We start from the raw sequence: 14116 nt of genomic DNA on the forward strand, positions 1-14116 counted from the left end.
ATATTCCTGTCAAGAACGCCGCGAGGCCAGCTCCCGCGGGCTTGGAAAGGAACGGTCCAATGACCCAGATCATCTTAAATTCAGTCATCGCCATCCTAATTGCGACTGCCTTCGTGACAACGACCGCCGCCGCTCTTCGTGGCGAGAACCGCGCTATGCAGAAGGTGCCGGTCAGGGCTAAAGCCAGGCGCCACCCAATGGGCGAAAAGACAACCAAATAATTCCTCAAATCGGCCCCAATATCGACATCGGGTTGGATGACCAATGCGTCGTGGGGAAATTTGGAGTGCAGGGCAATGACCAAAATTATCGGTGCAGCCGCATTGTTGACGATCGCCATGGCGGCCTATGCGGCATACTTGAATCCGTACGATACGCGCAGCCAGGAAGGCCGCTATTCGCAGCAGATCGAGAGCCACGATAACGGCCTTACTGCGTCCATCCGTTAAACGAACAGCTGACCGCCATTGGCGCTAAGCGTCGATCCGGTAATGAAGCCTGCGTCGTCGGAAACTAGGAACACGACGCAGCGCGCCACCTCCTCAGGTTCGCCGAGACGACCAACCGGTATCTGCGGAATGATCCTTTCGTTCAGAACTTTCTCCGGAACCGCAAGAACCATTTCCGTCCCGATGTAGCCTGGGCAGATCGCGTTCACGGTGATGTTCTTGGCAGCACCTTCCTGCGCAAGCGCCTTGGTGAAGCCGAGGTCGCCTGCCTTGGCAGCGGAATAGTTCGCCTGCCCCATCTGGCCCTTCTGGCCGTTAATCGAGGATATGTTGACGATCCGCCCATAGCTCCGGTCGCGCATGCCGCCCCATACCTGGTGCGTCATGTTGAAGAGACCGGTGAGGTTGGTGTTGACGACCTCATGCCACTGCTGCGGCGTCATCTTGTGAAACATTGCATCCCGCGTGATGCCGGCGTTGTTGACGAGGACGTCAATCGAACCAAGCTCGGCTTCAACCTTCGCTATACCCTCGCCACATGATGCGTAGTCGGAGACATCCCATTTGAAGACGGGAATGCCTGTAGCGCCGTTAAAGGCGTTCGCCTTTTCATCGTTGCCCGCGTAGTTTGCGGCAACCGCATAGCCTGCATTCTTCAGTGCGACGGAAATTGCGGCGCCAATGCCTCGGGTACCACCAGTGACAACAGCCACTCTACTCATATTCCGCTCCCTTATTTGAAGGCCCCGCTATGCTGCGGGGCTCAGGTTATTGTTGGATTGCCTCAAAGAGCTTCAAAGCACATCGCAACGCCCATGCCGCCACCGATACACAGCGTCGCCAGCCCCTTCTTCGCGCCGCGGCGCTTCATCTCAAATAGGAGCGTGTTGAGCACGCGTGCGCCGGATGCACCGATCGGATGGCCGATTGCAATCGCGCCACCGTTGACGTTGACGATCGACGGATCCCAGCCAAGGTCCCTATTGACGGCACAAGCCTGTGCGGCAAAGGCTTCGTTCGCTTCGACTAGATCGAGATCACCGACGGACCACCCCGCCTTTTCCAACGCCTTCCGCGATGCCGGGATAGGACCCGTTCCCATGACCTGCGGATCAACCCCTGCGGTAGCCCAGGAAACGATGCGGACGAGCGGCTGGATGCCCCGGCGGGACGCCTCGGCTTCGGTCATCAGCACGGCTGCGGCAGCGCCATCATTGAGGCCGGAGGCATTCGCCGCGGTGACAGTGCCCTCCTTGTCGAAAGCCGGGCGCAATTTGGCCATCGAGTCCAAGGTCGCGCCGTGGCGGATGTATTCGTCGGCATCGACCGTCACATCCCCCTTTCGTGTCTGGATGACGAAAGGAATGATCTCGTCGGCAAAACGCCCGGCCTTCTGCGCGGCTTCCGCCTTGTTCTGTGATGCAACAGCAAACCGATCCTGCTCCTCACGGGAGAGCTGCCACTGGCGGGCAATGTTCTCCGCGGTGATGCCCATATGGTAGCCATAGAAGGCGTCTGTCAGACCATCCTTGATCATGGTGTCGACCATTTTCATGTCGCCCATTTTGACGCCGCTGCGTAAGTGCGCGGCATGCGGCGCCATCGACATCGACTCCTGGCCGCCGGCGACGATGATCTTCGCATCGCCAAGCGCAATCTGTTGCATGCCGAGCGCCACCGCGCGAAGGCCAGAACCGCAGAGCTGGTTGACACCCCACGCCGTTGCTTCCTTGGGTACGCCCGCTTTCATGGCCGCCTGGCGAGCCGGGTTCTGGCCCTCGCCAGCGGGAAGAACCTGTCCGAGAATGACCTCGTCGACTTCGCTGGCGTCGACACCCGCACGTTGTAGCGCGCCCTTGACTGCCGCTGCACCCAGTTCGTGGGCAGGGACGGTGGCGAAGGCCCCATTGAATGAGCCAACAGCAGTGCGGCCTGCACTAGCGATGACGATGGATGAACTCGACATTACGATCTCCTCGTTAACTCAACCAGCTTAGAGGAAACTGACAAAGCTTCCCCGTCAAGTCAAACGACAAGAATGCGCCAAACAATTTTAGGGACTGCTTACATTGAGACAAATTATCTCTGCCCTAAAAGGGGTTGCCGCATCGCACAAAGAGATTGTCACTGGGCTTCGTTTGCGTCTACATTCCTAGGTGGAGGAATTTCCATAATAATCAGACGGGCTTTGGGAGACTGATATGGCGAAGAATGACGGGCAGATCGTAATCAAGAAATACGCCAATCGCCGCCTCTATAACACAGGCACCAGCACCTATGTGACGCTGGAAGATCTGGCGGAGATGGTGAAGAAGGGCGAGGATTTTACAGTCCAAGACGCGAAGAGCGGGGACGACATTACCCACTCTGTGCTGACGCAGATCATTTTCGAGCAGGAATCAAAGACGGGCAACACACTGCTGCCGATCTCGTTCCTCCGCCAGCTGATTACCTACTACGGCGACCAGATGCAGATGGTCGTTCCGAGCTTCCTGGAACATTCCATGCGTGCCTTTACCGAGCAGCAGGCACAGATGCGCGAACAGGTCACGCGTGCTTTCGGCGAAACGCCGATCGGCAAGAATCTGCAACTGCCGATGCAGATGGTGGAAGATCAGGTGCGTCGCAATACCGAGATGTTCCAACAAGCCATGCAGATGTTCTCGCCGTTCATGACCCCGCCGGCCAAGGAAAGCCGCAAGGCGGAAGCAAAGGACATCGACGAGCTGAAGGAACAGCTGCGCGCGCTTCAGAACAAACTCGATAACCTTTAAGCTTCAGAGCCCAATCGATACATCGCGCCCGGCGGTGCGAATGAATACGACAAGGCCACCAACCACATCGATCAACGCAATCGTCATCAGGATAAAGAAAACCTGAGTGGCCGCATCCTGGACGAGGAGAAACTCGACCAGAAAGGCAATAAAGACGAGCATCGATAGCATGTGGTTGGTCAGGCTACCGTCATTGCGCGTCGCCTTCAGGATCTCGAAGAACAGGACACCGAGCGCGATGACGATGAAGAGGTCGCCTAGCGACATGCTCCACATAGCTCCCGAAATCATCGACAAAACGATGATGTCGTTCTGCAGGGAGGGAAGCCCGCTGCTGCCCATCAAGCCTAGCATCGACATATTGTAAAGAATGAACGGAATAATCATCAACGGCACAGCATTGACCATATGGCGCAGCTCCCCCTCAGCCGGGGAACAGTGCCGCAAACTATCGCATCACTTCAAGATATCAGAAGAAGGTATTTGTCCCGGGGGCAAAAGCAAAAGGCCGGCACATGGCCGACCTTGCAAGTTTCGCTCAAGCAAGCGCGAAGGTACTATGCGCTTTCCTTCGGCGTCAGAACCTGACGGCCGCGATACATACCGGTCTTCAGATCGATATGATGCGGGCGACGCAGTTCGCCGGAGTTCTTGTCTTCAACGTAGGTCGGAGCCTTCAGTGCGTCTGCAGAGCGGCGCATACCGCGCTTGGACGGGCTCGTTTTTCTCTTCGGTACAGCCATTTCTCTTACTCCACTTCACGGGCAAACACATCCTACGGCCAGACTGGCGGCCGAAACGACGTATCGCGATTTCGGAAATTTTGCGCGCTTATACATGCCTTGAGGGTACTTGACCAGTCCCCAAGCTTATTTTTTGAGAATCATGCAGTTCAACGGTCAGACCTCGTCTTCCTCGACAATCCAGGGCTCGGATCGCGCCGCCTGTTCCCACTTTTTCCAGGCGGGATGCGCCTTAACGGCTGCAATATAACTGAGGGTGTCGCCGGCAGATACCAGATCGTATACATCGAATCGACTGACAACTGGCGCGAACATTGCGTCGGCGCCGGAGAATGCACCGAACAGGAACGGCCCGCCGGAATGCGCGCGCAGGTCACGCCAGATCGTCTCGATGCGAGCGACATCTGCCATGACCCCATCTGCAAGTGGGACCTTGCCCTTCGGCCTGCGAATATTCATTGGGCAGGCGTTCCGCAGGGCTCTGAAACCCGCAAGCATCTCCATGGAAACAGCGCGCGCGACCGCTCGCTTCGCCCGCTCCTTTGGCCAGATCCCGGCTTCCGGGAAGAGCTCTGCAACATATTCGATGATCGCCAGTGACTGCCAGACACGAACCTCGCCGTGCTGAAGCACAGGAACCTGACCCGTTGGTGAGAACTCCCTGAAGCGCGGATTGCCGGCGGGAAAATCGAAGGGAACCAGCACCTCTTCGAAGGGAATGCCGGCGGCCGTCATGGCGATCCATGGCCGAAACGACCAGGACGAATAGTTCTTGTTGCCTATGTAGAGCGTGAGCTTGTCCATGAAATCTCCCTTTTACGCTGCAGGGGCGAACACAAGCCGCTCCTCGAAACGGTTCATATCGTTGAAAGTGCAGAATGCCGGAGGCTTCAACTCTATCACCGGGACGGTTTCGCGCAGTGTGGCAAGCGTGCCATCGAGCATGACCTGCCATGCCGGAAGCGCCGCTTCCGGCAGCCTTGCGATCGGATAGCAGAATGTGATGTGGAATGCATAGGTGTCGTGATCCGGGTGCCGGTAGCCGAACACACGTGCGAACGCATCACGCCATTCCTTCATTATCCGCCGGTCCGCTGGGGTAATGCCGTCCACCGTAAGTCCGACCGGCGTGACTTCGGTTACTTCAATGTCAAACGGGCCGAGCGGCTCGAAGGATTGCAACCGATCTAGAAAGATCTCGTTCATGCGCTCGATCCCCGTATTCAGCGCCACATCCGCCGGCCAATAAGGCCGCGACCGGCGATATTCGATAATACCCTGAAATAGGGTCATGTGCAGACTGGAGATCGGCGTGAAGGCAAACTGAGATGCCTCAGGCATCGCCAGAAAACTCTGGCGCGCTTCAATGATCGCCTGCTGCGACGGCGCCGCCTCGACCAAATGGCAGACGACCGTATTGCCAGGCTCGCGCAGAAACGTGCCGGATGCATCATAGCGCGTCCCGACATGGCTCGGCGGGGCCGGGTTATGAACGGTGGAATACGTGAGAAGGCTAGGCGAAAAGGCAGAAGTCATCGTTGGCAATCCAGTCATTGGTGGCGGGATTTCCGTCCATACGTTTGAAGCACGAATGCCAGATGACACTCATGAACACCAACGACTTATTGCGATATCAATCATAAATGCACGTAATGTAATCACCTGAACCTCGCGCGCGCCGCTCTATGAGGCCACCGAGCCGTCGCAATCCACGCCCGGGCTTGCCGGCGTTGCGATCGAAGGGATTGGGAAGCGATACGGCGAGAAGGGCTGCCTGCCGGCTGGTCAGCTTCGATGCCGGCACCTTGAAATGATGACGTGCTGCAGCCTCGATCCCGTAAATTCCCGGCCCCCATTCGGCAATGTTGAGATAGATCTCCATTAGGCGCCGCTTAGACCAGATGAAATCCGCCGTCACAGCCAATGGCAGCTCCAACGCCTTGCGAACGAAGGACCGGCTGTTCCACAGGAACAGATTCTTCACCGTCTGCATCGGGATCGTACTGCCGCCGCGGGTCGCCTGGCCATTCAGCGTATCCTCTAACAGCATCCGCATCTCGCCCCAATCGACACCGCCGTGAAAGCAGTACTGTCCATCCTCGGACATCATCACTGACTGAACGAGAACCGGCGAAATATCATCGAGCGATACCCATTGCCGGTCGTAGCCGCGCAGCAACACCAGATCACGAAGCATGAGCGTCGAAACGGGGTGAACGAAGGGGAGCAGATAAAGGACAATCAGGACATACGGAAGAATGGCGAGCGCCGCCAGCGCGAGAGCGACACGCCTAATCAAGGGCCGACCCTTGAGCCAAAGCAACGCGTGCCTGTGAATCGGCACGGTCATGCTTTCCTCTCTCTCCGGCGTTATGTCCATCCCCGACCCAGTCTCTTGCCCTTCTCCTCCATAGCGTTTGCGAACTGGCATTGCCAGAGACAAAGGAAATCTTCACCTCACCATCGACAATTCCGTTGCAAGCAGAAGGCGGCTCATGCCAAACAGCGCGCCATGGATGCAAGCTCTGAAACATTCGAAGCCAGATTGGCCGCTACGGCACGCGAGGTCGAGGCCGCGCTCGGCGTTTTACTGTCGCCTTCAGCCCTTAACGGCGAGATCACCCGGCCGGAACGGCTGCGTTCAGCCATGCATTATGCCAGCCTGAACGGCGGCAAGCGGTTGCGGCCTTTCCTTGTCATCGAAGCGGCATCGTTGCTCGGTGGAGACAGGGACGCCGCACTCAGGGTGGGTGCGGCACTCGAATGCGTACACTGTTACTCGCTCGTTCACGACGATCTGCCGGCAATGGATGACGACAACCTGCGTCGAGGCAAACCGACCGTGCACATCGCCTATGATGAGGCGACCGCCATCCTCGCTGGTGACAGTCTGCTCACCTATGCTTTTGACATCATCGCCGCGCCCGAAACGAAATTGCCCGACGCAGCCAAACTGGCGTTGACACTGGCGCTTGCCCGCGCTGCTGGCATCGGAGGCATGGCTGGCGGGCAGGCTCTCGACCTTGCCGCCGAGAAACAAGCGCCGGACGAACAAGGCATCGTGACGCTGCAGGCGATGAAAACCGGCGCGCTCATCCGCTTCGCCTGCGAGGCAGGCGCCATCGTCGCCGGCGCCTCGCCCGAGGATCGCACGCGATTGCGTCAGTTCGGCGAAAGGATCGGCCTCGCCTTCCAGCTCGCGGACGACATTCTTGATCTCACCTCCGATGCCGCCACAATGGGCAAGGCGACGGGCAAGGACGCCAGTCGCGGCAAGGGCACCCTGGTGGCAATGCACGGCATGGCATGGGCAGAAGCCAAGCTTGCCGAGCAAGTACGTGAGGCAGAAGCATTGCTGGCGCCTTACGCTGAGCGAAGCATCGTTCTTGCGCAAGCGGCTCGCTTCATCGCCGGTCGCAAGAGCTGAAAAGCGTCACCGGGACAATGTTTCCCCTACCAGACTCTGTGCAATCTCTTGTCGATCGCGGGGAACCGCGCCAAACAACGATGGACAGTCGCCGGAAAAATAAGAGACGCACGATGCATGAGATCTTGGCCTACTTCCCGCAGATTCTGCCGGCCTACGTCGCCTATCTGATCGCCGTCATCAGCCCTGGCCCAGCGGTCATGGCAATCGTATCGACGTCGATGACGCATGGTCGAAAGGCGGGCATGACCATTTCGCTCGGCATCTTCGCAGGCTCGTTCACCTGGGCGTGTGCTGCCGCTCTCGGCCTTGCGACCATTCTCCAGACCTATGCCATGGCGCTGGAGATCCTGAAGATCTTCGGCGGCATCTACCTGCTTTATCTCGCCTATAAGGCTTTCAGGGCGGTGCGCGCCAATCATGACCTGCCGCAGGCCGTCGTGCAAAAGAGCCTTACGACAAGCGGCCTGTTGCTGCGCGGCTATGGCATTCACGTCACCAACCCGAAAGCCATCTTCGCTTGGCTGGCGATTATTGCGCTCGGTATGCCTCAGGGTGCCCCGACATCGGTCGCCGGCCTGATCATCGGCATATGCATGGCAACGGGCTTTACCGTCTTCATGGGGTACGCGGCGGCGTTCTCGACACCGCACGCATTGAAGATTTATCGCAGCCTGCGGCGCTGGATCGAAGGGGCCATGGCCGCTATCTACTGCGTCGCGGGATTGAGGCTGCTGACCAGCCGCATCTGACGGTTCCCGTTGCGCCCTATTCGGCCGCGGTCTTCTGTCCGAACCGCTTTTCAATGTAGTCGACGACAAGCGCCTCGAAGTCCGAAGCGATGTTCGGCCCGCGCAGGGTCAATGCCTTCTTGCCGTCGATGAACACCGGCGCAGCCGGCGTTTCACCGGTGCCAGGCAAGGAAATGCCGATATCGGCGTGCTTGCTTTCGCCCGGTCCATTGACGATGCAACCCATCACCGCAACGTTCAACGCTTCGACACCCGGATATTTCTCGCGCCAGACCGGCATGTTTTTGCGAATGTCATTCTGGATATTCTGCGCCAGTTCCTGGAAGACAGTCGAGGTCGTGCGGCCGCAGCCGGGACAGGCCGCAACAACAGGCACGAACTGACGGAAGCCCATTACCTGCAGCAGCTCCTGGGCAACCTGAACTTCACGCGTCCGGTCACCGTTCGGCTCCGGCGTCAGCGACACGCGAATGGTATCGCCGATCCCCTGTTGCAGCACGTAACCCATGGCAGCCGATGAAGCGACAATCCCCTTGCTGCCCATACCGGCTTCGGTAAGACCGAGATGCAAGGCATGGTCGGAGCGTTCGGAAAGCATCGAATAGACGGCGATCAGATCCTGTACTTGGCTAACCTTGGCTGACAAGATGATGCGGTTGCGCGGCAGACCGATTTCTTCGGCCAGATTGGCTGAAATCAACGCCGACTGAACGATTGCTTCGCGCGTCACTTGGCGTGCCGAAAGCGGCGAGCCAGCCTCGGCGTTCTGGTCCATCAGCGCCGTCAACAACTCCTGATCCAGTGAACCCCAGTTCACACCGATGCGAACAGGCTTATCGTATCGGATCGCCATCTCAATGATGTCGCCGAACTGCTTGTCCTTCTTGTCCTTGAAGCCGACATTGCCTGGATTGATGCGATACTTCGCCAGTGCCTCGGCGCAGGCCGGATGATCGGCAAGAAGCTTGTGGCCGATGTAGTGAAAATCGCCCACAAGCGGGACGTCCATGCCAAGCCGCAGCAGGCGCTCGCGAATTTTCGGAACCGCGGCCGCACTCGCGTCACGGTCGACAGTGATGCGGACGAGCTCGGACCCTGCCCTGAAGAGAGCCGCCACCTGCGCGACCGTGGAGTCGATATCCGCCGTATCGGTGTTCGTCATCGACTGGACGACAACGGGCGCGCCTCCGCCCACGATCACGCCGCCAACATCGACGGCGACAGAAGCGCGGCGTGGTTTCGGATCAAAATCTGCAGCAGAAGACATATAGAGTTCTTGGACCCCTGAATTTCGTGTCTTTCAGGTGGATCATGCCTGCTTTGTTGTCAACCGCCCCGCACATCACTTTTGCTTGGAGCAGTTTCAGTGGCCGCCACCCGATATGCCGTCGGCATAGCGCGCAAGGTTCGAGAACAACAGCACGACCACCAGCAGGACCGGCAACGCCATGAAGACAACGCCGAAGCCAATATGCTCTGCCACGAAGCCGATCGCCGATGGCGCTACCAGCATCCCGGAGTAGCCCATCATGGTGACAACCGAGAGACCAATACCGGCGCGGAGACCGGGAATATTGCCTGCAGCTGAGAAAGCAATCGGAACCATATTCGAAATTCCGATCCCACAAAGTGCAAAGCCTAAGATCGCAATTTCCGCATTTGGCGCGAACGCGGCGAGCAGCATGCCGGCGATCGCAAACAGCGTGCAGATCCGAAGCGTCATCACGCCGCCAAGCCGGTCACGAACAAGATCGCCGCCAAAACGCATGACCGCCATTGTTAATGAAAACGCCGCGAAACCGAAACCGGAAAGCGCCACCGACGCCCCCAGTTCCTGACGCAGGTAGAGCGCGCCCCAATCCAGCACAGCCCCCTCGGGAACCATGGAAAACAGCGCCATCAGGCCGATCAGCCATGGCAGCGGAACCAACGGCAGCCGGAGTTTTTCCTTCTTTTCGTCCGGATGCGGGGGGTCGGCAAGGATTATTCCCCAGGCGACGCCCAGAACAATTGCTGCAAGCAAAGTCGCAATCTGGGCATGCCAGAGCACGCCGACCTTGGCGATCAGCAGGCCACCGAGGCCAGCACCGATCAGACCCCCCAAACTCCAGAAGGCATGGCACGAGGACATGATCGAGCGCCGCATTGATTGCTCGACTGCAACCGCGTTCGCATTCATGGCAACGTCCATGGCGCCCATAAAGCCGCCAAATAGGAAGATCGAAACCGCCCCCGTCACGACGTTGGGCGCAAGCGTCAGCGCAAGAAGCGCTGGCATAAGGCAAACCGCAGTGATCTGCGCGATAAGCTTCGAGCCATAGCGCGCAATCTGCGATCCGGCGATTGGCATAAGCGTAAGCGAACCGACGCCAAGAACCAGAATCATCAGGCCCAACTGAAACTTGCTCAGTTGCAGACGCTCCGCAAATTCGGGGATTTTCGGCGCCCAGCAGCCGACTATGAAGCCATTCATGAGGAACAGCAGCGAAACCGCAATCCTGTTCTTCGTTATGAAGCCGCTTCTGAGCATCTGCGCTGTATTAACGGGGTTGTCCATTTCTCTTCCCACAATGTCTCAACGCCGGCAATCGCGCACGACGTTCATGAATGAAACTTACGTCCGTCCGCCAGCCACGATCGTCCTACAGCCGCCGTCGCGATAGCGCGCTAGCATGGCGGGATCCGCATCACGCTCGACCACCAGACATCCGCAATGCGCCACCGGAAGCACGCTATGGGGCGCGGCCGTACCGAATTTGTCGGACGTCGCGGCAACAAGGATTTTCTTGCTTCGCGATGCCGCAAAACGCTTGAATTCGGCATCTTCGAAGCCGAAGGTTGTTACACCGGCCGTCAGATCGATGCCGCAAGCACCGAGGACGCAGAGATCGGGCGACAGGGCCTCCATGTCGCGCAGAGCCTTCGCACCGAGTGCGCCGCCAACCTGCCGGTCGATAAGGCCGCCAATTAGGATCACGTTGACGGCAGGCTTCTCGATCAGGGCGCCAGCGATCGCTGGAGCGTTTGTTGCAGCCGTCAGTGACAAATCCATCGGCAAGGCCATCGCAATTGCAAGATTGGTGCTGCCCGCATCGAAAAAGACGACTGAACCGGGAACGATCTCCGAGACCGCGGCCACGGCAAGCGCCTGCTTGCGATCCGGCGCGATACTCGTCCGATGGGTGAGGCTTCCACCAACAGGGGAGAGCGGCAACGCGCCGCCATAGACGCGCTCGCACAGTCCAGCGGCCGCCATCTCACGCAGATCTCTGCGCACCGTGTCTTCGGATACACCGAATTCAACCGCAAGGTCTGCTGCAAGCACCCGACCATCGCTCTTCAGCTTCCGCAGGATTACGCTCTGGCGCTCCTGCAAGAGAAGTTCGTTCGTGTTCATGCCGATTTGAGTCCGGTTTTTAAGAAATAGATATAAACATGCATAACCCGATGCAAACGTGCAAACAAGTGGGCAACCTCATGTCATTCTTCACGAACTGAAACATGCCCCGCCAAATCCGTGATAAATGAGAAAAATATTCGCAGATGCCGATTTTCTTTGCAGTTTTCTACGCTTCGCAGCAGCGGCTTTTCTGCGACTTTCTGCGCATCGAACAGCCCATGAATTGGATAAGAAAATGAACCTTTTGAAGACCATTGCCGCAGCAGCACTCATCCAGGCCGCCGCGCTTCTTCCCGCCGTTGCCGGTGAAAACCTCGCCGCCATCAAGTCATCAGGTGTCTTCAAGATCGGTACCGAGGGGACCTATGCGCCTTTCACATTTCATGACGACAGCGGCAAGCTGGTCGGCTTCGACGTGGAAATCGGAGAAGCCGTCGCTGCTAAGCTCGGCGTCAAGGCCGAATTCGTTGAAGGCAAGTGGGATGGCCTGATCGCCGGTCTCGATGCGAAACGCTACGACACGGTCATCAATCAAGTCGGCATCACAGAGGCGCGAAAGCAGAAGTATGACTTCTCCGAGCCCTACATCGCTTCAAAGGCCGCGCTCATCATTCGCGATGGCGACGACACCATCAAGGGCTTTGCAGACCTCAAGGGCAAGAAGGCGGCCCAGTCGCTGACCAGCAACTTCGGCAAGCTTGCTGAACAGTCCGGCGCCGAACTCGTCGGCACCGACGGCTTCGACCAATCGATCCAGCTTGTGCTGACCAAGCGCGCAGACGCGACGATCAATGACAGCCTCTCCTTCCTCGACTTCAAGAAGCACAAGCCGGACGCTCCGGTGAAGATCGTCGCCCAGCAGGAAAATGCCGACTATTCCGGCATCATCATCCGCAAGGGCGAGCCGGAACTGCTGGAAGCGATCAACAAGGCGCTGGCCGACATCAAGGCTGATGGCACCTACAAGAAGATTGCCGACAAGTACTTCGGCCAGGACGTTTCGAAGTAAGTCGCACCCCAGGCGGCTTGCTGCCCCCGCCACATCCTTTATAAGTGCGTGAAAAGCGTCCAGCGAACCTCGCTGGACGCATCTTTCTTTGAGGATTTCACCTTGCAGCACTGGCTTCAACTGATGGCGGAGTCGCTTGGTCCGCTCCTTTGGGCCGGCCTGATCTTTACGATCCCGCTGACGCTCCTGTCGTTCACCTTCGGCCTCGTCCTTGGATTAATCACGGCAATCGCACGGCTCTTCGCTGCAGCGCCAGTTGCCACGATCGCGCGCTTCTATGTCTGGGTTATCAGAGGCACGCCGCTTCTGGTGCAGCTCTTCGTGATCTTTTACGGGCTGCCGAGCATCGGCATCCTGCTCGATGCATTTCCGGCAGCGCTGATCGGCTTCACCCTCAACATCGGTGCTTACAGCTCCGAAATCATCCGCGCCGTTATTTCGTCCGTACCGAAGGGACAGTGGGAAGCCGCCTACTCGATCGGTATGAGCTGGCGTCAGGCAATGAGCCGCACGGTCCTGCCGCAGGCGGGGCGCGTTGCGGTGCCACCGCTCTCCAACACGTTTATTTCACTGGTGAAGGACACGTCGCTCGCCGCCGCAATTACGGTGCCGGAGCTGTTTCAGGCGGCGCAGCGTATCGTTGCAACGACTTACGAGCCGCTCATCCTCTACATCGAGGCTGCATTGATATACCTTGCTCTGAGCTCCGTTTTGTCAGCGCTACAAGTTCGCCTCGAGCGTCGCTTCGCGCGTTATGGCGGGATGCTGGAGGCAAACGCATGATCGAGCTTTCCCACATTGAAAAGCGCTTCGGCGACGCCGTCATCCTAAAAGATATCAGCCTCCGTATTCCCGAAGGCAGCGTTACCGCACTTGTTGGTCCGTCCGGTGGCGGCAAAAGCACGCTGCTACGATGCATCAACCTGCTGGAGATTCCGACAGCAGGGATGATCCGCCTCGGCGAAGAGAAGCTGAGCTTTGCGCCGGGCCAGAAGACCGGCTGGCAGGCAATTCAGAAGATTCGCCGACAAACCGGCATGGTGTTCCAGAATTTCCAGCTCTTTCCACATCAGACCGCTATCGAGAATGTGATGGAAGGCCTTGTCACAGTCCTGAGATGGCCGAAGGAGAAGGCGAGAGAACGGGCAATGGAATTGCTGACGAAAGTTGGCATGGCCCACAAGGCTGACGCCTGGCCATCAACGCTCTCGGGTGGTCAACAGCAGCGTGTCGCAATCGCCCGCGCGCTCGCCCCGTCTCCGCGTGTTCTTCTCTGCGATGAACCGACGTCGGCACTCGATCCTGAACTGTCGGCCGAAGTCGTCGATGTTCTCGGCCGCCTGGCTCGTGAGGGTACGACGATGGTGATGGCGACGCACGACCTTCGTCTCGCCTCCAAGATCGCCAATGACGTCGTCTTCCTCGAGGCCGGCAGCGTGGTCGAAACGGGAAGTGCAAGGAACATCTTCACGGCGCCGGAGCGCGAGCGCACCAAGCGCTTCATTTCGACGATCAACGCCGCCCACACCTACGACAACTAGGCACGGGCGGCGTGTAAAGCA

18 protein-coding genes are annotated in these 14116 nt (G+C 58.3%); 8 read left to right on the forward strand and 10 right to left on the reverse strand.

The window, feature by feature from the left end; genetic code table 11:
- The first annotated feature begins 59 nt into the window (after positions 1-59).
- Both BN77_RS34030 and BN77_RS34035 read left to right on the forward strand, forming a co-directional pair.
- A complete protein-coding gene (locus tag BN77_RS34030; protein WP_167540358.1) occupies positions 60-221 on the forward strand; it encodes a hypothetical protein in 162 nt (53 codons plus the stop codon).
- Between the two features lie 75 nt (positions 222-296).
- Positions 297-449 carry a hypothetical protein gene (locus BN77_RS34035; protein ID WP_167540359.1) on the forward strand — a complete coding sequence of 51 codons (153 nt, stop codon included), beginning with the start codon at positions 297-299 and terminating at the stop codon, positions 447-449.
- On the opposite strand, the gene phbB is transcribed toward BN77_RS34035, so the two are convergent.
- Positions 446-1171: an acetoacetyl-CoA reductase gene (gene phbB / locus BN77_RS03355; RefSeq protein WP_007528395.1), complete on the reverse strand. Its 726-nt coding sequence runs from the start codon at positions 1169-1171 to the stop codon at positions 446-448. The two genes, BN77_RS34035 and phbB, sit on opposite strands and share 4 nt — an antisense overlap.
- Before the next feature lie 62 nt (positions 1172-1233).
- Positions 1234-2415: an acetyl-CoA C-acetyltransferase gene (locus BN77_RS03360; RefSeq protein ID WP_007528397.1), complete on the reverse strand. Its 1182-nt coding sequence runs from the start codon at positions 2413-2415 to the stop codon at positions 1234-1236.
- Between the two features lie 235 nt (positions 2416-2650).
- Between BN77_RS03360 and phaR the strand changes: the two genes are divergently transcribed.
- Positions 2651-3223, forward strand: a complete 573-nt coding sequence (gene phaR / locus BN77_RS03365; RefSeq protein WP_007528399.1) for a polyhydroxyalkanoate synthesis repressor PhaR — start codon at positions 2651-2653, stop codon at positions 3221-3223.
- 3 nt (positions 3224-3226) lie between these two features.
- Here phaR and BN77_RS03370 read toward each other — a convergent pair whose 3' ends face one another.
- The 5 genes from BN77_RS03370 to BN77_RS03390 all read right to left on the reverse strand — a co-directional run bounded on the left by BN77_RS03370 (position 3227) and on the right by BN77_RS03390 (position 6316).
- A complete protein-coding gene (locus BN77_RS03370; RefSeq protein WP_007528401.1) occupies positions 3227-3631 on the reverse strand; it encodes a hypothetical protein in 405 nt (134 codons plus the stop codon).
- A 149-nt stretch (positions 3632-3780) separates the two neighbouring features.
- Entirely contained in the window at positions 3781-3966 is a 186-nt protein-coding gene (rpmF, locus tag BN77_RS03375) for a 50S ribosomal protein L32 (RefSeq protein ID WP_003543812.1), read from the reverse strand.
- A 156-nt stretch (positions 3967-4122) separates the two neighbouring features.
- The gene (locus BN77_RS03380; RefSeq protein ID WP_007528447.1) at positions 4123-4770 is read right to left on the reverse strand and encodes a glutathione S-transferase family protein; all 648 of its coding nucleotides are present in this window, start codon (positions 4768-4770) and stop codon (positions 4123-4125) included.
- 12 nt (positions 4771-4782) lie between these two features.
- Complete coding sequence (locus tag BN77_RS03385) at positions 4783-5502, reverse strand: DUF1868 domain-containing protein (RefSeq protein WP_007528449.1); 720 nt, start codon at positions 5500-5502, stop codon at positions 4783-4785.
- A gap of 97 nt (positions 5503-5599) precedes the next feature.
- A complete protein-coding gene (locus BN77_RS03390) occupies positions 5600-6316 on the reverse strand; it encodes a biosynthetic peptidoglycan transglycosylase (RefSeq protein ID WP_007528452.1) in 717 nt (238 codons plus the stop codon).
- 162 nt (positions 6317-6478) lie between these two features.
- Between BN77_RS03390 and BN77_RS03395 the strand changes: the two genes are divergently transcribed.
- A complete protein-coding gene (locus tag BN77_RS03395; protein WP_007528454.1) occupies positions 6479-7393 on the forward strand; it encodes a polyprenyl synthetase family protein in 915 nt (304 codons plus the stop codon).
- Positions 7394-7506: 113 nt separating this feature from the next.
- Positions 7507-8145 carry a LysE family translocator gene (locus tag BN77_RS03400; RefSeq protein WP_007528457.1) on the forward strand — a complete coding sequence of 213 codons (639 nt, stop codon included), beginning with the start codon at positions 7507-7509 and terminating at the stop codon, positions 8143-8145.
- A 16-nt stretch (positions 8146-8161) separates the two neighbouring features.
- Here BN77_RS03400 and ispG read toward each other — a convergent pair whose 3' ends face one another.
- The 3 genes from ispG to BN77_RS03415 form a co-directional block, all read right to left on the reverse strand.
- Positions 8162-9412 carry a flavodoxin-dependent (E)-4-hydroxy-3-methylbut-2-enyl-diphosphate synthase gene (gene ispG, locus BN77_RS03405; RefSeq protein WP_007528459.1) on the reverse strand — a complete coding sequence of 417 codons (1251 nt, stop codon included), beginning with the start codon at positions 9410-9412 and terminating at the stop codon, positions 8162-8164.
- A 96-nt stretch (positions 9413-9508) separates the two neighbouring features.
- Positions 9509-10702, reverse strand: a complete 1194-nt coding sequence (locus BN77_RS03410) for an MFS transporter (protein ID WP_007528461.1) — start codon at positions 10700-10702, stop codon at positions 9509-9511.
- Positions 10703-10759: 57 nt separating this feature from the next.
- Positions 10760-11542 carry a DeoR/GlpR family DNA-binding transcription regulator gene (locus BN77_RS03415; protein WP_007528463.1) on the reverse strand — a complete coding sequence of 261 codons (783 nt, stop codon included), beginning with the start codon at positions 11540-11542 and terminating at the stop codon, positions 10760-10762.
- A gap of 238 nt (positions 11543-11780) precedes the next feature.
- On the opposite strand from BN77_RS03415, the gene BN77_RS03420 reads away from it, so the two are divergent.
- The 3 genes from BN77_RS03420 to BN77_RS03430 all read left to right on the forward strand — a co-directional run bounded on the left by BN77_RS03420 (position 11781) and on the right by BN77_RS03430 (position 14095).
- Positions 11781-12554 (forward strand): amino acid ABC transporter substrate-binding protein, encoded by a 774-nt coding sequence (locus BN77_RS03420; protein WP_007528466.1) that lies wholly within the window; start codon positions 11781-11783, stop codon positions 12552-12554.
- Between the two features lie 102 nt (positions 12555-12656).
- Positions 12657-13337 carry an amino acid ABC transporter permease gene (locus BN77_RS03425; protein ID WP_007528468.1) on the forward strand — a complete coding sequence of 227 codons (681 nt, stop codon included), beginning with the start codon at positions 12657-12659 and terminating at the stop codon, positions 13335-13337.
- Positions 13334-14095 carry an amino acid ABC transporter ATP-binding protein gene (locus BN77_RS03430; RefSeq protein WP_007528470.1) on the forward strand — a complete coding sequence of 254 codons (762 nt, stop codon included), beginning with the start codon at positions 13334-13336 and terminating at the stop codon, positions 14093-14095. Before BN77_RS03425 ends, BN77_RS03430 begins: the two co-directional genes overlap by 4 nt.
- Positions 14096-14116 lie beyond the last annotated feature (21 nt).

Source organism: Rhizobium mesoamericanum STM3625, assembly GCF_000312665.1.
Lineage (GTDB): Bacteria > Pseudomonadota > Alphaproteobacteria > Rhizobiales > Rhizobiaceae > Rhizobium > Rhizobium mesoamericanum.